Below are 16,768 nucleotides of genomic sequence, written 5' to 3' on the forward strand. Positions count from 1 at the left end.
ACTATGGTTTACCTGCAACTGCTAGTCGTGCTCGGAGCGATTTTCCTTGGCGTGCGGATGGGCGGCATCGGCCTGGGGGTGACCGGCGGCGCCGGCCTGTTCATCCTGACTTTCGTCTTTGGCCTCAAGCCGGGGCACGCGCCGATAGACGTCATTCTGATCATCATCTCGGTCATCACCGCGTCGGCGGCGCTGCAGTCGGCCAGGGGGCTGGACTACATGGTGGAGGTGGCGGCGCGCTTCCTCAGGCGCAATCCGCGCCATATCGTGCTGCTGGCGCCGCTGGTGGGCTGGCTGTCCACTTTTCTCGCCGGCACCGGCTTCATCGCCTTGGCGCTGATGCCCATCGTGGTGGAGGTGGCGGAGAAGACCGGCATCCGCCCGGAGCGGCCGCTGGCCGGGCTGACCGTGGCCTCGCAGAACGCCATTGTCGCCTGCCCGGTGTCGGCCGCCACCGTGGCGCTGGCCACGGTGCTGGCGCCGCATGGCGTTGTCCTGACCGACATCGTCATGATCAGCATACCGGCGACGCTGCTGGGGGCCTTGGCCGGCGGCCTGGCGATGCTGCGCTATGGCTGCGAGCTGGCCGATGATTCGGTGTACCGGCAACGGCTGGCGGCCGGCATGATCGCGCGGCCGCAAAGCGCCGATGCGGCCGACCTGCCGCGCGGCGCGGCCTGGTCGGTGTACGGCTTCCTGCTGACCGTCGCGCTGATCGTATTGCTGGCCGCCATGCCGCAGCTGCGCCCGGCCTGGCCCGGCGCCAAAGGGCTGGAGCCGGTGGCGATGGTGGATGTGATCCAGATGTGCATGCTGACTTACTCCGCGCTGGCGGTGCTGCTGTGCAAGGCCGATTTGCAGGCCATGGTGTCCGGCAGCATGTTCCGCTCCGGCGCGGTGGCGGCGGTGACCATCCTGGGCGTGGCCTGGATGAGCGATACCTTCATCCAGGGCAATCTGCCGCTGTTCAAGCACAATATCGTCAGCATCATCGAAGCCGCCCCCTGGCTGTTCGCCTTCGCGGTGTTCACCATGGCGGTGATTCTGTTCAGCCAGGGCGCCACCACCAAGGTGATGATGCCGCTGGGGGTGTCGCTGGGCATCGCCGCGCCGGTGCTGATCGCCATCTATCCGGCGGTGGTGGGCGTGTATGTGCTGCCGAGCTATCCCAGCCTGATCGCGGCGGTGGAAATGGATTACACCGGCACCACGCGCATCGGCCGCTGGGTATTCAACCACAGCTTCATCGTGCCGGGATTGGTCAGCACCACGGTGTCGATCGCGGCGGGTTTTGCGCTGATGGCGCTGCGTTGATTCAGTCTTCGGCTTTCAGCACCACGCGGGCGCGCAGTCCCGGCGCGCCTTGCTCGGCAATGGCCAGCAGGCGGTCGATATTGGGATGGCTGCCGGGTTGGCTGCGCGCGGCGGCGGTATGCTCGGCGAACAATTCCAGTCCTTCGCGCGCCGCCTTGCGGTCGATATGGCCGTGGCGCTTCACCAACGCGTGGTAGACGCGCAGGGAGCCCGCCGTGCCGGGGCGGTTTTCCAGCCGGTGCAGCGCCTCGCCTTCCAGACTGAGCAATACGATGGCGTCGATGCCGTCGGTGGCGGGCAGCGTTGGCAGCAGATCCTGGAACGAAGTCATGGGCATTCTCCTTGTTATGTGCGCTTTGCTTTCCCTGTTTAGGATAAGGGCGAAAGATGACAGTTCCAGTGCAGACGTATCAGTTATCTGACAGGAAATATTAATTTCTGTTTCATTTTGGTGCCATGTCATGAATCTTTGCACCATTCAGGTGCTTGTTTGTCGTGAGATGGCGTGATGCGTCCGTCAAAACCGCGATTTTGAGCATGCAAAAGCTGGCACGCTGTTTGCTAGGTATTGGGCAAGCTAGTGAGCAGGACCGCAAGGTCCGCGCGCCGGTCTGCAAAGGGGAGGATGAGAGCGGCAAAGCCGCCATTGGACGGGGTTGTCGAAGAGGTAAGCTTCGACAACCCCGATTCATTTTCAGGGCTGCTCGCCCACCAGATAGCGTTGGCTCATCTGCTTGAAATGCTCGCTGCCGGATTGTTCCAGCAGTTCGAACAGCACCATTTCCCGGCTGACGATCACGGCGCCGGCGGCGCGCATCCGGCCAACCGCCAGCTCGATGTCGGACGGTTTTCGGCTGGAGACGGCATCGGCCACCACGAACACTTGCTTGCCGATAGCCAGCAACTGCAACACCGTCTGCAGCACGCAAACATGGGCTTCCATGCCGCATACGATGATCTGCTGCCTTTCCATCAGTGTGGGCGGCAGGCACTCTGCCGCCACGCAGGAAAAGTGCAGCTTATCCACTACCTGCGCTTGCGGCGCGGCTTCGCGCAGCGTCGCCAGCGTGCCGCCCAGGCCGCGCGGGTATTGCTCGGAAAACACGATGGGCAGACCGTGGTCGCGCGCCACGGCAATCAGCCAGCGGCTGCGCGCCAATAGTCCGTCCGCATCGTGCACCGCCGGCAGCAGCTTGTCCTGGATGTCCACCACCAGCAGGCCGGCGTTCTGTTTTTGCATCAGCATGATCCACTCCAGTCGATTTGAAGCGACAGCTTAACGCCAAAGCCGCCCGCTGTGGACGGCGGCGGCTGGTGAATGCATTTATGCCTTGACGGCCTGTTCGTTCAGCCAGTCGCGCGCTAGCTTTCCTATCAGGCGGCGCCCGGGATTGTCGCCGCGCATCCACTCCTCCGGCGGGAACAGATCGAACAGGCCCACTTTGAGCAAGGTGGGTACCGCCAGCGCCAATTGATGTTCCACCTCGCCACGCTCGCCCTGGTTATAGGCCGCAAGATTGACCAGCATGGCCGCCACGGTGCCGGTTTGCACCAGGCTGCCGTCGCGCAGTTTCACCGCAGGCAGCGTTTCGCCGTCGGCGACGATTTTGTGGTTGATCGAGGAAAGTTCTTCGGTGTGTGCGATGCGGTCCATGTCGAGCTCCTGGGGGGAAATGAGCCCTTAGTATCGCGCTGGCGCGAATGGCCTGCTTTAAATATAGTGCCAATATCTATTCAAAAAGAGCCAATATGGAGCCAGCCATTCTGTCCGGACTGAGCATGACCGAGTTGCGGCATGGCGTCGGCGACCATACCGAGCGCCATGCCCACGCTGCCGGACAGCTGACCTGGGTGCGCGAGGGCGCGCTGGAATTGGAGGCGGAAACGGAACGCATCCTGCTGGCTGCGGACTGCGTCGGCTGGATTCCGCCGGGCATGCCTCATGGCGCGCATTACCACGGCGCCTTGCGCGGCTGGAGCCTGCAGTTGGAGATGACGTGGCTGCCAGCTGCGCCATCCGGTTTGCGGGTATGGCAGGCTACACCGCTGTTGCAAGGCCTCTTCCAGCGTTTGGCCGATTGGCCGCGGCAGGCGGGCGATGAAGCGGCCCGCCGCTTGCTTGGCGTGCTGGCGGACGAACTGGCCTGTGCCGCGCCCTATCCGGCGGCGCTGGCCTGGCCGCGCCATCCGGCGCTGCGCAAATTGGCGCAGGCTTTGCAGGCCGACCCAGCGCTGGACTGGGATTTGCAGCGCTGGGCCGAGCATATCGGCATGTCGCGCCGCAGCCTGATCCGCCACTTTCGCGCCGAAACCGGCATGGGCGTGGCCGAGTGGCGCGAGCGGCTGCGCATGTTGCGGGCGCAGGCGCTGCTGGCGGAGGGGCGATCCGTCAGTTACTGCGCGCTGGAGCTGGGGTATGCCGGCAGCAGCGCCTTCATCGTCGCCTTCCGCCGCTGCTTTGGCCAGACGCCGGGAAGGTTCTTGTCCGCATAAAAATTATATTGCAATGCACAATAGTTATTTGGCATGATGGTCTGCCGGGCCTGGCGGCGATCCCGCCAATGCCCATCAACTCAGGAGACCACCATGTCCCAAGCCCATTCCTATTCCATCCGCGCCAGCGAGCCTTCCGACGCGGCCGCCATCCACCGCATCAAGACCCAGCCCGGCGTCTACCCCGGCACCTTGCAGCTGCCTTACCAGCCGCTATCCGCCACGGAAAAGCAGCTATTGGAACAGCCGGCGCATGTGCATGCGCTGGTTGCCTGCAACGAGGCGGGCGACGTGGTGGGCTGGGGCGGCCTGATCGGCAACGATCGGGCGCGCACCCGTCACGCCGCCAGCCTGTTCATGCTGGTGGACCAGGACTGGCAGGGCAGGGGCGTGGGCTCGGCCCTGATGCGGGCGGTGCTGGATCTGGCCGACAACTGGCTGGGGCTGATCCGCATCGAGCTGAAAGTGGTGCATGACAACGCGCCCGCCATCGCGCTGTACGAAAAATTCGGCTTCGAGTACGAAGGGAGGCTCAAGCGCGAAACGCTGCGCGCCGGCAAGCTGGAGGACGTGCTGGCGATGTCGCGGCTGCACTGGCCGAGGAGGGCGGAATCATGAATGGCATCACCATACGTCATGCCGAAGTGGAAGATGCCGAGGCGATCCATGCAATGATGAGCGATGTCCGCACCTTCGGCACCATGCTGGGTTTGCCCTTTCCCTGTTTGCACGCTCGGCGGCAGCGCATGGCCAAGCGCGATGCGAGCCGCGTCGAATTGCTGGCGGTATCGGCGACGGGCGAATTGGCTGGCTCCGTTATGCTGTCGCCCCATGACAAGCCCAGGCTGGCGGGCGCGGCGGAGCTGGGCATAGGCGTGGCGGCAAACTGGCAGGGACAAGGCATAGGCAAGCTGCTGATGCAAGAGGCGATAGCGCTGGCTGATAACTGGCTGGGTTTGCGCCGCATCGAACTGACGGTGTTCGCCGACAACGCGCGCGCACAGGCATTGTACCGCCGCTTTGGCTTCGAACCTGAAGCCAGGCTGCGTGCCTACGCCCTGCGAGACGGTGCCTATCACGACGTGCTGGCGATGGCGCGGTTGTGGGAGGGCGGTTTATGAGCGACTATCGAATTCGCCATGCCGAGCTGGACGACGCGCCCGCTTTGCGCGAGCTGATGGCGGACGCCAGCGTGGTGCGCAACACGCTGCAGATGCCGCACCCCTCGCTGAGCCATTGGCAGAAGAACATTCAGCGCCTGCTGGGCGAGGGCCGTTATCAGTTGGTATGCGTGGATGCGGCCGGCAAGCTGTTGGGCCATGGCGGCTTGTGGCGTCTGGAGGGGACGCGGCAAAGCCATGGCGCTGGCTTGGGCATTGCGGTGCGCCGGGAATGGCAAGGCAAGGGCGTAGGCAGCGCCTTGATGGCGGCGATGCTGGATTTGGCTGACAACTGGCTGGGCCTGCAGCGCATCGAGCTGGGCGTGTATCCGGACAACGCCGCCGCCATCGCGCTGTATCGCAAGTTCGGCTTCGAGACCGAGGCCAGGCTGCGAGCCCATTCGCTGCGCGAGGGCGAGTATTGGGACACGTTGCTGATGGCGAGAGTGAGCCATGCTTGAGTCTCGGGTGATTTATCTGGTGCTGGATGTGCCAACGCCCTTGAAAGAGCAAGTGCAGGCCCTGCGTGATGCGGTTTGTCCGCGCAGCGCGCGGCTGCCGGTGGAAATCACGCTGGCGGGTTCGTCCGGCCTGGGGCCTATGCCGGCCGATACGTCGCTGGAGAGCATCGCGCAGGTGGTGGACGCGCTGTGCGCTTGGCACCATCCCTTCGACTTGCGCCTGGGGTCTGTCCATCGCTTCGCGGGGACTGGCATATACTATCTGCCGCCCTGGGATAGGCAGCCTTTTGATCGTTTGCACCAGGCTTTGGCGGTGTCTGGTCTGCCTTGGCGGACTTCCGCTTTTACCTACGAGCCGCACTGCACCGTGCGCAATGGCCCGCCTTTGGGCGAGGTGGAGCACGGCTTGTTGATGAGGGCGGAAGCGCCTGCATCAAGTGCAAGGGTTGAGAGCTTGTCGGTGTATCGCTTGGACCGAAATAGTTTGGCGTGCGAGTGCCTGTACCGGAGCACGCTGTCAGCTTAAGCGGGGTGAAACAATAAAAAGCCGCGCGTTCCTCATGGAGCGCGCGGCTTTTCTTGTCTCAAACAGGCGCTTACTTTTGCGCCGGAGCCTGGACTTGGCTGGTCTGCGCAGTTTGGCCGTTCATGCGGTCTCGCATGGTTTTCATATTGTCGTAGCCGTCGCTGCCGGCTACGGCGGCGCCGGACAGCAGGATCAGGGACAGGGCGGCGATGGCGGTTTGCTTCAGCATGGTGGTTTCCTTTTTGATGTGTGTCCAGCAAACGGTTATGCATCAAAATTACTGATGCTGATTCTGTGGTTTTGCTGGTGTGCTCTTGACGGAATTCATTCTATGGTCAAGTTGTCTGCGATAAAATCGGAAAGAATCGAAGCAGGCTGTCAAAATTATTGAATGAAGTGGCTAGATGAAACTGACATTGGAAGCGTTGCAGGTGCTGGATGCGATCGAACAGCACGGCAGTTTCGCCGCGGCTGCGGAGGCCTTGTTCAAGGTGCCGTCGGCCTTGACCTATACCGTGCAGAAGCTGGAGCAGGGCCTGGGCGTGGCCATCTACGACCGCAGCGGGCATCGCGCCAGGCTGACGCCGGCCGGCGAGCGGCTGCTGAAAGACGGACGCCATCTGTTGGACGCGGCGCGGCAACTGGAGTTGCGCGTCAGCAAGCAGGCGCAGGGCTGGGAGGATACCTTGCGCATCGTGGTGGGCGATCTGGTCGATTTCTCGAACCTGCTGCCGGCCATCGCGGACTTCGATAAGTTGGAATCGGCTACCCGCTTGTATTTCATCCGCGAGAGTTTTGGCGGCATCTGGGACGCGCTGTACGACGATCGCGCCGATCTGGTGATAGGCGCGCCGAATCAGCCGCCGCCGGGCGACTATTTCACCCGCAATATCGGCGACTACGACTTTGTCCTGGTGGTGGCGAAGGATCATCCCCTGGCCCGTGTGTCGGAGCCGGTGCCGCCGCATGTGCTGCGACGCCACCGCGCGGTGGCCGTTGGCGACACCTCGCGCCGCTTGCCGGCCCGCACCGGCGGTTTGCTGGAAGGGCAGCCGGTATTGACGGTGCATGGCAGCCAGGCCAAGCTGCAGGCCATTCTGGCCGGCCTGGGCAGCGGCCATCTGCCGCGCTCCCATGTGCAGGCTTATCTGGACAGCGGCCAACTGGTGGAGAAGGCGGAGGAGGAAAACGGCAGCTTCCCGCCAATGTGCTTCGCCTGGAAGCAGGAGCAGCCGGGGCGCGCCTTGCAGTGGTTCATCCAGCGGCTGGAGCGGGCGGTGGCGAAGGGCGAACTGCGCGTATAAGGCTGCTGAGTTTGCTCTGGAGCTGGGCCGTGCCGAGTGGAAATCGACGCCCGCCATGGATGGGGCAGGCGTCCGGGCATGGCTCAGCTATTGGAAGCCATGGAGTTGACTTGCGGGATCATCGGCGCCGCTTGGCCGTGCAACTGGGCATTCATCCTGCCGCGCATCGCCCACATATTGGAGAGTCCTTCGCTGCCGGCCATGGCTTGGCCGGATAGCATGAGCAGGGTGAGCGCGCTGATGAAGAGGGTTTTCAACATGGCTTTTTCCTTATTGCTTGAGTGGAATCCGGCCGTGTCAAGCCGCTGTGGGCAGGTGATGCTTGGTTGGGCAGCAGTTTGGCTCCGGTCAACGGCGCCGCGGCCACCGTGTAGCCGCGGCGCTGATTGACAGTGTAGATCGCGTCATGTCGTTTGACATGGAATAGTTGTAAATGATTCTGAAAATCAGATATTTACTTGCTTATATGTCCTGCCCCTCGACGATGCCGTCATGCGCAGCGGCTTGGCGCGGCAGAATCAGGTTCAGAATGATGGCCAGCAAGGAGCACAGGCCCACGCCGGCCAGGGTGAAGTCGCCCAGCTTCAGCGTCAGGCCGCCGATGCCGGCGGTCAGCACCACCGAGATGATCACCAGATTGCGCGGCTCCATCAGGTCCATCTTGGCTTCGATCAGCGTCTTCAGGCCGATGGAGGCGATGGTGCCGAACAGCAGCACCATGATGCCGCCCATCACCGGCATCGGGATCGATTGCAGCAGCGCGTTGAATTTGCCGAAGAAGGCCATGCAGATGGCGAAGAGGGCGGCCCAGGTCATGGTCGCCGGGTTGAAATTGCGGGTGATCATCACCGCGCCGGTCACTTCGGCGTAGGTGGTCACCGGCGGGCCGCCGATCAGGCCGGCCACGCACACGCCCAGGCCGTCGCCGGCCAGCGTGCGGTGCAGGCCCGGCGTCTTGGTGTAGTCCTTGCCGGTCACGCCGCCGATGGCCATCACGCCGCCGATGTGCTCGATGGCCGGGGCGATGGCCACCGGCAGCATGAAGGCGGCCGCGGCCCAGTTGACTTCCGGGCTGTGGAAGGTGGGCATGGCGAACCACGGCGCGGCGGCCAGCTTGGCGAAGTCCACCGCGCCCATGAAGCCGGCGGCGATGTAGCCGACGGTGACGCCGGCCAGGATAGGCACCAGCTTGAACATGCCGCGGGCGTAGATGGAGACGACGATGGTGGTGGCCAGCGAAATGGCGGCCAGCAGCAGCGAAGTCTCGTACGGCAGCACCTGCTTGCCGCCGGCCTGGCCCATGGCCATGCCGGAAGCGGCGGTGGCGACCGACAGGCCGATGATCATGATCACCGGGCCGATCACCACCGGCGGCAGCAGCTTGTTGACCAGCGCCATGCCGCGCCAGCGCACGATGGCGGCGAACACGAAGTACATGAAGCCGGCGGCGAACAGGCCGAACATGGTCGCACCCGGTCCCCAGGTGTGCATGGAGTAAATGATGGGGCCGATGAAGGCGAAAGAGGAGCCGAGGAAGATCGGCACCTGGCGGCCGGTGCAGGCCTGGAACAGCAAGGTGCCGATGCCGGCGCCGAGCAGGGCCATGGCCGGATTCAGGCCGGTGAGCAGCGGCACCAGCACCAGCGCGCCGAAGGCGACGAACAGGATCTGGGCGCCGGACACCGCCAGCTTGAGTTGTTGAAGCATCATTCTTCCTTATTGTCGTTTTGTGATTTTGAAACGCTCAGACGGTGCAATACATCACCGCCTGGGCCAGCGTGTTGTCCACATCCGCCGCCACTGCGCTGCGGCTGCGGAAATCCAGCACCATCCGCCGCACCGCCTCGTAGCATTCATAGTTCGGCCTGGACTGGTAGTGGATGTCCACGCCCAGCCGCGCCGCCACTTTCTTCACCGTGGTCGGCTTGATGCAGACGTGGCGCTGCGGATCGAAGCAGGCCAGGAAGCAGCTGACGATGGGCCATTTGGCGGCGTTGGCCTTGGGATCCGTCCGTGCCATCGCCAGGACGTCCACGTAGGCGGCGAAGCTGGCGGGGCCGAAATCGTGCAGCGTATTGCGCAAGGCCTGGATGAAGGGCTGATTCAGGTCGCGGTTGTCCATGAAGTTGCGGAAGGCGATCTTCTCGAAAGTGCTGACCGTGGTGGCCAGCGAGATGATCTGGCGGCAGGCCTGGGTGGCGTCGGCCAGCTTGCCGCTCTCTAGCGCCGCGTCCAGCTTGCCGCGGGTCAGCTCGCGCTGGCACAGCGCCTCGGCCTTGGCGTAGCTTTTGTGCCTGCGCGCCAGGGCGATCCAGTCCGGGTCTTGAAAGCCGCCTGGAAAGCGAAGCAGGAAATCGGCATCGATTGCGGCGTAGCGGTCCATGGTCTTCATCCCTGTCGGCTTGCAAAAAAGCCGCCGGCTGCGGAGGCAACGGGCGGCTGGGGAAATGGCATGGCGATCAGGCTTGCTTGGTGCCGAAGATCTTGTCGCCGGCGTCGCCCAGGCCCGGAATGATGTAGCCGTGCTCGTTCAGGTGGCTGTCGAGCGAGGCGGCGTAGATCTGCACGTCCGGGTGAGCGTCGTTGACGATCTTCACGCCTTCCGGCGCGGCCACCATCACCACGGCCTTGATGTGTTTGCAGCCATTGCGCTTGAGCAGGTCGATGGTGGCGACCAGCGAGCCGCCTGTGGCCAGCATCGGGTCGATGATCAGGGCGATGCGTTCGTCCAGATTGCCGACGAATTTTTCAAAGTAGGACACTGGCTCCAGCGTTTCTTCATTGCGGGCCAGGCCCACCACGCTGATCTTGGCCGACGGCACCAGATCCAGCACGCCGTCCAGCATGCCGATGCCGGCGCGCAGGATCGGCACCACGGTGACTTTCTTGCCCTTGATCTGCTTGACGTCTATCTTGCCGCACCAGCCGTCTATGGTGACGCTTTCCAGCTCGAAATCGCGGGTGGCTTCATAGGCGAGCAGCCGAGCCAGTTCCTGGGTCAGCTGGCGGAACTTCATGGTGCTGGTGTCGGCTTCGCGCAGCAGGCCCAGCTTGTGCTGAACCAGCGGATGATCAACGATGGTGATATTCAATTTCGGCTCCCTACCTTGGCAAAAAGCTGCTTGCCGGGGGCGGCAAACAGCTTTCATCTACATATGACAGCGGCAGCCGCAAGGCTGCCGATGGGTGGTATGGGGCGGTATTCTAACGCGTCCCGGCGTGGAAAATCCACCACGAAAATCTCCATGTGGACAAAAGTGCCGCTAGCGTGGCCATTCCGGCTATCGTTCCGGCGGCAAAAAAAGCCCAGCGCGGGGCTGGGCTTGAGGTGTTTACAGGTCTTTCAGCAATTCCTGCAGCTCGCCGTTCTGGTACATCTCGTACATGATGTCCGAACCGCCGATGAATTCGCCCTTGACGTACAGCTGCGGGATGGTCGGCCAGTTGGAGTAGTCCTTGATACCCTGGCGGATGTCCGGGTCGCGCAGCACGTCCACGGTCAGGAAGTTGTCCACGCCACAGGCTTTCAGGATCTGCACCGCGCGCGAGGAGAAGCCGCACTGCGGAAACTGGGCGGAGCCCTTCATGAACAGCACCACCGGGTTGTCGGTGACGGTCTGCTGGATATCTTGTTGAATCGACATGTTTTGCAATCCTTGCTTGGGGGCGGTCAGGAGCCGCCGGAAATACCCGATCTTTTCAATCAGTTATTCTACGTGCGGGCCGGTGGCTGGTCAATTTGCCCAGCCTTGGCATGCCACTGCGGCAGGAACAACCGCACCTGGCCTTCGTACAGCGCGCGCCGCGTCAGCAGCCGCGACACCGACGCCGCCAGCAGCGCGGTGGCCATCAGCGGAATCAGCATATCGGAACTATCGGTCATCTCCATCACGATGACGAAACCCGTCATCGGCGCCCGCGTCATGCCGGCGAAGAAACCCACCATGCCCAGCAGCACCACCATGGCTTGGGGCAAAAAGGGCAGCAGCTGCGATATGTTCAGGCCGAAACCGGCGCCGACGGCCAGCGACGGCGCGAACATGCCGCCCGGCACCGCGCTGATATGGCTGATGAACATGGAGATCAGCTTCAGCACGCCGTAATCCTGCAGTCCGGCGCCGTGGCCTTCGATGATGTCGCGGGCGCGGAAGTAGCCGGTGCCGAAGGTGCTGCCGTGGCTGGCGATGCCGATGACGGCCAGCGCCAGGCCGCAGCCGGCGGCGAACAGGATCGGTTGCTTGGCGCGCCAGCCATGCAGCGGCCCGGGCAGGCGCTGCGACAGCGCCAACAGCACGCGACAGGCCAGGCCGCCGATGACGCCGCCCAGCACGCCGCATAGCGGCACCGCCAGCCAGGCCTGCTTGCTTTCCATCGCCACATGGACAATGCCGAAATAACTGTAATTGCCGTTGATGGCGAAGGTGGTGAGGCCGGCGACAATCACCGACAGCAGGATGGTGGACCCGGCGCGCATGTCGAAAATGCGGCCCATCTCCTCGATGGCGAACATGATGCCGGCCAGCGGCGCGTTGAAGGCGGCCGCCACGCCGGCGGCGCCGCCGGCCAGGATGAAGCTGCGCGCGGCGCCTTCATGGCGCTGCGCCGCCTTGCGGTTCAAGGAATACTTGATCGCCGCGCCCACCTGGACGATGGGGCCTTCGTAGCCGAATGTCGCGCCGGAGCTGATGCCCAGCAAGGTCAGCACCACTTTGCCGAAGGCCGCGCGCAGCGTGAAGCAGTATTCGCGCAATTTTTCCATGCCCGGCTCCAGCGCCGCGATGGACTGCGGGATGCCGCCGCCGGCCGAGCCGGGAAAGAAGCGGTGCATGACCCAGATCGCCAGCGCCAGCCCTGCCGGGGTGATCAGCAGGCTCCAATACGGCGAGGCGTCGTAAGCTTTGAAGAACAGGTCATGCGACAGGTGGCTGCCGAGGGCGAAGACATAGGCCACCAGGCCGATCAGGATGGCCGCGATCCACACCGGCACCTGGCGCCGCCACTGCGCGGCGGACAGGTAAAGATAACGCAGACGACGGTGCATCTGCTGCCGTTTGGTGCGGCGTGGAAGATAATCCTGCATCGGATGGCGGCTCCAGGCATAAAGCAAACCCGGCGGCTGCCGGGTTTTAATCACAAACCGCTAATATACTCCTAAGCGGTCGCGCTTGCGAGCTTGTTTTCTCGCGCCGAAGTCTGGCCAACTACCCGCATGGCGGCGTCAAGCATGGGCTGGCGCGCGCTGCAGCACGGCGGCGAAGAAGCCGTCGGTATTATGCAAATGCGGTTTCAGCTCCAGGTAGTCGCCGCATTGCAGCGGGATTTTCTGTTCCGCCAGCACATCATCCATCTTCACCAGGCTGAAATCCGCATGCTCGGCCAGGAAGGCCTCGACGATGGCCTGGTTTTCCTGCGGCAGCAGGCTGCAGGTGGCGTAGACCAGGCGGCCGCCTTCCTTCACCAGCCGCGAGGCGGAGGCGAGGATGGAGGTCTGCTTGGCGTTCAGCTCGGCCACGCTGTCCGGGCTTTGGCGGAATTTCAGGTCCGGATTGCGGCGCAGCGTGCCCAGGCCGGAGCAGGGCGCGTCCACCAGCACGCGGTCGGCTTTGCCGGCCAGGCGCTTCACCTTGGCGTCGTTTTCGTGTGCCAGCAGTTGCGGATGCACATTGGACAGGCCGGAGCGGGCCTGGCGCGGCTTGAAGTTGGCAAGACGCTTCTCTGATACATCAAACGCGTACAGGCGGCCGCTGGATGACATCTGCGCGCCCAAAAGCAGCGTTTTGCCGCCGGCGCCGGCGCAGAAGTCCACCACCATCTCGCCTCGGCGCGCGCCGGTGATCAGGCCCAGCAGCTGGCTGCCTTCATCCTGCACTTCAAACGCGCCGGATTTGAACAGTTCGTGTTTGGACAGCGCCGGCTTGTCCTTGAGGCGGATGCCGATGGGCGAATAAGGCGTGGCTTCGCAGTGGATGCCTTCGGCGTTGAGGCGGTCCAGCAGTTCCTCGCGTTTCATTTTCAGCGTGTTGACGCGCAGGTCCAGCGGGGCCATGGCCATCAGGCCTTGGCCCAAGGCTTCCACAGCCGCCGGTTCCTGTTCGCCCAGGCGTTCGATCACCCATTGCGGCAGCTCGGCGCGGATTTCCAGGCTGTCTTCCAGCGCCTTGCCCTTGACCGTGCCCAGCCATTCGCGCTCGCCGGCGCTGGTGGCTTCGGACAATTCCTTGACGTTGAGCTTGTTGAACTTCATCAGGGCCACCAGCGCCAGGCGGCGCGGCGTGGCTTTTTCCGGCGCGATCAGCGCGCGCAGCTGGATCAGTCGGCGCAAGGCGCCGAAGGCCGTTTCGGCGATCAGATGGCGGTCGGCGCTGCCGAGTTTGTTGTGCTCGCGGAAGTACGCGGACAGCACGGCGTCCGCCGGGCGGTCGAAGCGGGTCATCTGGCCGATGACGGTTTCCAGGTGTTTCAGTTGGCTATGGCTAATGTGCATTCTTGTTCCGTATCGTCGGTTGCGGCGGCAGTTCCCACTGCCGCTTGCCGTTCACTTCTATGCGGATCGCTTTAAGCTCGATCCGTTTGTCTTTGTCGGCGCGCAGGATGCGCACCGGCAGATTGGCGAAATCCGGCGCCAGCCAGAACTCGGTGACGTCGCCGTCACCCTCCGCCCTGAACACGATGACGCGCATCTTGCCGTCGCCAGTGTCGTAATCGAAGGCGCCGGCAGGCGCCATCGGATATTCGTAAACTTTCTTCGCCGTCGTGATCTGGATCGGCGCGCGGCCCAGATCGCCGCCCTTCAGCGCCAGCTGGAAGGCCAGGCTGAACGCGTCCTGCGCGCCGTTTTTCAGCGCCAGTTGCTTGCCCGCGCTGTCGCCGTAGCGCAGCAGCCCGGCGTCGTAGTCAAAGCGCGCGCTGTCTTTCAGCTGGCCGCCGCGGAAAGCCTGCAGGGTGTCCGGCCGCAGGCCGTGGCTGTCTATCTGCCCTTGTGAAAGATAGCGCAGCTTGGGACCGATGAAAGGATTGACTGAGATGTCCAGCTGGTAGCGGCCATCGCCTTGCAGCCATTCCAGATCGCCAAATCCCACCATCGCCTGGCCCCAGAAGCCCTGGTAGCGGATCCGCGCCGCCACCGGGAATTTGCGCATCGCGGTATCGGGATGGATGAAGCCGGCGGTGGGCGAGGTGTCGGACTGCGCCGCGCGCGCCGGCTGCCTTGCCGGCTCGCTCGCCGCCTGGTGGCGGGCGGGATGCTCGGCTGGCGGCAGTTCGGCAACCGGCTCCGAGCTGGCTTGCGCAACCAGGGTTTCCTGGGCCGGCGCGGAGGCCTCCGCAGTTTCCTCGGCCGCTTGCGAGGCCTGGGTTTTCTTGCGCCGTTTCGGCGCGGGCTTCTCTACCGGCTTGGGCGGCATTTTGGATGCCGAGGGACGCAGTTGGACGCCGGCATGGCTTGGTTTCAGCGGCGCCGGCGTGTCCAGCTGCATCGCCTGCATCTTGATGTCAATTTTTTCCAGCTTCGGCGTTTCCTCCGGCTGCAGGCTGAGCGCGGGCAGCAAGTCCGAGCCTAGCAGCATCAGATGCAGCAGCAGGGACAGGACCAGGGCGATCAGCAGCAGGCGGAAACGAGTCATTTAGATCTTGGCATTGGGTGCGGGCGATAACAGGCTGGCGGCGGCGCTCGGGCCGCTGGCCACCTTGCCGCCTTCGATGGCGATGTCGCCGGCGACGAAGCGACGCACCGCTTCCGGGTACAGCTGGTGTTCCAGCTTCAGCACGCGGGCGGCCAGGCTGTCCGGGGTGTCGTCGTCCAGCACGTTGACGACGCCCTGCGACACGATGGGGCCGTGGTCCAGCTCGGCAGTGACGAAGTGTACCGTGCATCCGGCCAGTTTGCAGCCCATTTCCAGCGCGCGCTCATGGGTGTGCAGGCCGGGAAAGGCCGGCAGCAGCGAGGGATGGATGTTCAGCATGCGGCCTTCGTAGCGGCGGGTGAAGCCTGCAGTCAGGATGCGCATGAAGCCGGCCAGCACCACCAGATCGGGCGCGTGGGCGTCGATGGCTTCGGCCAGCGCGGCGTCGAAGGCTTCGCGGCTGGGGTAGGCTTTGTGGTCCAGCGCCACGGCGGCGATGCCGCGCTCGGCGGCCCAGGCCAGGCCGGCGGCGTCGGGGCGGTTGGCGATCACCGCCGCCACGCGGGCGCCGGGAATGGCGGCGTTGACGATGGCCTGCATATTGGAGCCGCGGCCGGAAATCAGGATGACGATGTTTTTCATATGCCGTTGGGTGTCGGTGTTCGGTTGGGCATCCGCCAAATGACAAGCGCCGCCGGCGGGGCCAGCGGCGCGCAAAAGGCTGCTTGTGGCTAAGCCTTAGGCGATCTGGGTCTGGTGCTCGTCGCCGACGCGGGTGCGCACCTGGCCGATGCGGTACACGGTTTCGCCGGCTTCGCGCAGCAGCGCCATCGCCTGTTCGGCGTGCTGCGGCGCCACCACCACCACCATGCCGATGCCGCAGTTGAAGGTGCGGTACATCTCCTGGATGTCCACATTGCCTTCGCGCTGCAGCCACTGGAACAGCTTGGGCAGCGGCCAGCTGGCGGCGTCGATCTGCGCCACGGTGTTTTCCGGCAGCACGCGCGGGGTGTTCTCGGTGATGCCGCCGCCGGTGATGTGGGCCATGCCCTTGACCGGCAGCGCCTCCATCAGCTTGAGCAGCGGCTTGACGTAGATGCGGGTCGGGGCGATCACGGCGTCGCGCAGCGTCTTGCCGTCTTCGAACGGCGCGTCGAGATCCGGCTGAGCGCGGTCGATGATCTTGCGCACCAGGCTGTAGCCGTTGGAGTGCACGCCGTTGGAGGCCAGGCCCAGCACCACGTCGCCGGGCGCGATGTCGCGGCCGGAAATCACCTTGCTCTTTTCCACCACGCCGACGGCGAAACCGGCCAGGTCGTATTCGCCGGCCGGGTACATGCCCGGCATTTCGGCGGTTTCGCCGCCGGTCAGCGCGCAGCCGGCCTGTTCGCAGCCGGCGGCGATGCCCTTGATCACCTCGGTGGCCTGCGCCACGTCCAGCTTGCCGCAGGCGAAATAGTCAAGGAAGAACAGCGGTTCGGCGCCCTGCACCAGGATGTCGTTGACGCTCATCGCCACCAGGTCGATGCCCACGGTGTCGTGGCGGTTCCAATCGAAAGCCAGCTTGAGCTTGGTGCCCACGCCGTCGGTGCCGGAAACCAGCACCGGCTCTTTATACTTCTTGGAGATTTCCACCAGTGCGCCGAAACCGCCGATGCCGCCGAGTACCTCCGGGCGCATGGTGCGCTTGGCAAAAGGCTTGATGTTTTCGACCAGCGCGTCGCCTGCGTCGATGTCAACGCCGGCATCACGGTAACTGAGGGACGTGGTATTCAAGATAATCTCGCTTTCTGCAAACTTGAAATATTTTTACATCAAGCTTTCGCCGGTGCGAAAGCACTGTATTTTAACTGAAAAATGGCAAAAAGGCTGGCAAACAGACAGCAAG

General features: G+C 63.9%; 21 protein-coding genes. 7 read left to right on the plus strand and 14 right to left on the minus strand.

The window, feature by feature from the left end:
• The first annotated feature begins 3 nt into the window (after window positions 1–3).
• Window positions 4–1,314 (plus strand): anaerobic C4-dicarboxylate transporter family protein, encoded by a 1,311-nt coding sequence (locus BI343_RS08255; protein WP_071109341.1) that lies wholly within the window; start codon window positions 4–6, stop codon window positions 1,312–1,314.
• 1 nt (window position 1,315) lies between these two features.
• Here the strand turns inward: BI343_RS08255 and BI343_RS08260 are convergent, their stop codons facing one another.
• The 3 genes from BI343_RS08260 to BI343_RS08270 form a co-directional block, all read right to left on the minus strand.
• Window positions 1,316–1,645 (minus strand): DUF2322 family protein, encoded by a 330-nt coding sequence (locus BI343_RS08260; protein WP_071109342.1) that lies wholly within the window; start codon window positions 1,643–1,645, stop codon window positions 1,316–1,318.
• A 363-nt stretch (window positions 1,646–2,008) separates the two neighbouring features.
• Window positions 2,009–2,560, minus strand: coding sequence for a hydrolase (locus tag BI343_RS08265; RefSeq protein WP_071109343.1), 552 nt, complete (start codon window positions 2,558–2,560; stop codon window positions 2,009–2,011).
• Window positions 2,561–2,638: 78 nt separating this feature from the next.
• Window positions 2,639–2,968, minus strand: coding sequence for a DUF7709 family protein (locus tag BI343_RS08270; RefSeq protein WP_071109344.1), 330 nt, complete (start codon window positions 2,966–2,968; stop codon window positions 2,639–2,641).
• Window positions 2,969–3,063: 95 nt separating this feature from the next.
• Between BI343_RS08270 and BI343_RS08275 the strand changes: the two genes are divergently transcribed.
• The 5 genes from BI343_RS08275 (at window position 3,064) to BI343_RS08295 (ending at window position 5,954) form a co-directional block, all read left to right on the plus strand.
• Window positions 3,064–3,807: a helix-turn-helix transcriptional regulator gene (locus BI343_RS08275; protein ID WP_169828993.1), complete on the plus strand. Its 744-nt coding sequence runs from the start codon at window positions 3,064–3,066 to the stop codon at window positions 3,805–3,807.
• 93 nt (window positions 3,808–3,900) lie between these two features.
• A complete protein-coding gene (locus BI343_RS08280) occupies window positions 3,901–4,425 on the plus strand; it encodes a GNAT family N-acetyltransferase (protein WP_071109345.1) in 525 nt (174 codons plus the stop codon).
• On the plus strand, window positions 4,422–4,928 hold the full coding sequence (locus tag BI343_RS08285; RefSeq protein WP_071109346.1) for a GNAT family N-acetyltransferase: 507 nt from the start codon (window positions 4,422–4,424) through the stop codon (window positions 4,926–4,928). The genes BI343_RS08280 and BI343_RS08285 overlap by 4 nt, the downstream gene beginning before the upstream one ends.
• The gene (locus tag BI343_RS08290) at window positions 4,925–5,428 is read left to right on the plus strand and encodes a GNAT family N-acetyltransferase (RefSeq protein ID WP_071109347.1); all 504 of its coding nucleotides are present in this window, start codon (window positions 4,925–4,927) and stop codon (window positions 5,426–5,428) included. Before BI343_RS08285 ends, BI343_RS08290 begins: the two co-directional genes overlap by 4 nt.
• On the plus strand, window positions 5,421–5,954 hold the full coding sequence (locus tag BI343_RS08295) for a 2'-5' RNA ligase family protein (RefSeq protein ID WP_071109348.1): 534 nt from the start codon (window positions 5,421–5,423) through the stop codon (window positions 5,952–5,954). Before BI343_RS08290 ends, BI343_RS08295 begins: the two co-directional genes overlap by 8 nt.
• 70 nt (window positions 5,955–6,024) lie before the next feature.
• Here the strand turns inward: BI343_RS08295 and BI343_RS19975 are convergent, their stop codons facing one another.
• Complete coding sequence (locus BI343_RS19975; protein ID WP_169828994.1) at window positions 6,025–6,183, minus strand: hypothetical protein; 159 nt, start codon at window positions 6,181–6,183, stop codon at window positions 6,025–6,027.
• Between the two features lie 175 nt (window positions 6,184–6,358).
• Here BI343_RS19975 and BI343_RS08300 point away from each other — a divergent pair, with 175 nt between their 5' ends.
• Entirely contained in the window at window positions 6,359–7,258 is a 900-nt protein-coding gene (locus BI343_RS08300) for a LysR family transcriptional regulator (protein ID WP_071109349.1), read from the plus strand.
• 83 nt (window positions 7,259–7,341) lie between these two features.
• On the opposite strand, the gene BI343_RS19980 is transcribed toward BI343_RS08300, so the two are convergent.
• The 10 genes from BI343_RS19980 to purM all read right to left on the minus strand — a co-directional run bounded on the left by BI343_RS19980 (window position 7,342) and on the right by purM (window position 16,656).
• Window positions 7,342–7,518: a hypothetical protein gene (locus BI343_RS19980; protein WP_169828995.1), complete on the minus strand. Its 177-nt coding sequence runs from the start codon at window positions 7,516–7,518 to the stop codon at window positions 7,342–7,344.
• Window positions 7,519–7,720: 202 nt separating this feature from the next.
• Window positions 7,721–8,965, minus strand: coding sequence for a uracil-xanthine permease family protein (locus BI343_RS08305; protein ID WP_071109350.1), 1,245 nt, complete (start codon window positions 8,963–8,965; stop codon window positions 7,721–7,723).
• A 37-nt stretch (window positions 8,966–9,002) separates the two neighbouring features.
• Window positions 9,003–9,650 carry a hypothetical protein gene (locus BI343_RS08310; protein ID WP_244886600.1) on the minus strand — a complete coding sequence of 216 codons (648 nt, stop codon included), beginning with the start codon at window positions 9,648–9,650 and terminating at the stop codon, window positions 9,003–9,005.
• A gap of 67 nt (window positions 9,651–9,717) precedes the next feature.
• The gene (gene upp / locus BI343_RS08315) at window positions 9,718–10,350 is read right to left on the minus strand and encodes a uracil phosphoribosyltransferase (RefSeq protein WP_043624263.1); all 633 of its coding nucleotides are present in this window, start codon (window positions 10,348–10,350) and stop codon (window positions 9,718–9,720) included.
• 240 nt (window positions 10,351–10,590) lie between these two features.
• Window positions 10,591–10,902: a Grx4 family monothiol glutaredoxin gene (grxD, locus tag BI343_RS08320; protein ID WP_043624261.1), complete on the minus strand. Its 312-nt coding sequence runs from the start codon at window positions 10,900–10,902 to the stop codon at window positions 10,591–10,593.
• 68 nt (window positions 10,903–10,970) lie between these two features.
• The gene (locus BI343_RS08325) at window positions 10,971–12,338 is read right to left on the minus strand and encodes a chloride channel protein (RefSeq protein WP_083340869.1); all 1,368 of its coding nucleotides are present in this window, start codon (window positions 12,336–12,338) and stop codon (window positions 10,971–10,973) included.
• 138 nt (window positions 12,339–12,476) lie between these two features.
• The gene (locus BI343_RS08330) at window positions 12,477–13,736 is read right to left on the minus strand and encodes an RsmB/NOP family class I SAM-dependent RNA methyltransferase (RefSeq protein ID WP_211269399.1); all 1,260 of its coding nucleotides are present in this window, start codon (window positions 13,734–13,736) and stop codon (window positions 12,477–12,479) included.
• Complete coding sequence (locus tag BI343_RS08335; RefSeq protein ID WP_071109352.1) at window positions 13,732–14,880, minus strand: DUF3108 domain-containing protein; 1,149 nt, start codon at window positions 14,878–14,880, stop codon at window positions 13,732–13,734. The genes BI343_RS08330 and BI343_RS08335 overlap by 5 nt, the downstream gene beginning before the upstream one ends.
• Complete coding sequence (gene purN, locus BI343_RS08340; protein WP_071109353.1) at window positions 14,881–15,522, minus strand: phosphoribosylglycinamide formyltransferase; 642 nt, start codon at window positions 15,520–15,522, stop codon at window positions 14,881–14,883. It abuts the gene before it with no gap.
• A gap of 96 nt (window positions 15,523–15,618) precedes the next feature.
• On the minus strand, window positions 15,619–16,656 hold the full coding sequence (gene purM, locus BI343_RS08345) for a phosphoribosylformylglycinamidine cyclo-ligase (protein WP_043624246.1): 1,038 nt from the start codon (window positions 16,654–16,656) through the stop codon (window positions 15,619–15,621).
• Window positions 16,657–16,768 lie beyond the last annotated feature (112 nt).

The sequence above is a fragment of the Chromobacterium amazonense genome (assembly GCF_001855565.1).
Classification (GTDB): domain Bacteria; phylum Pseudomonadota; class Gammaproteobacteria; order Burkholderiales; family Chromobacteriaceae; genus Chromobacterium; species Chromobacterium amazonense.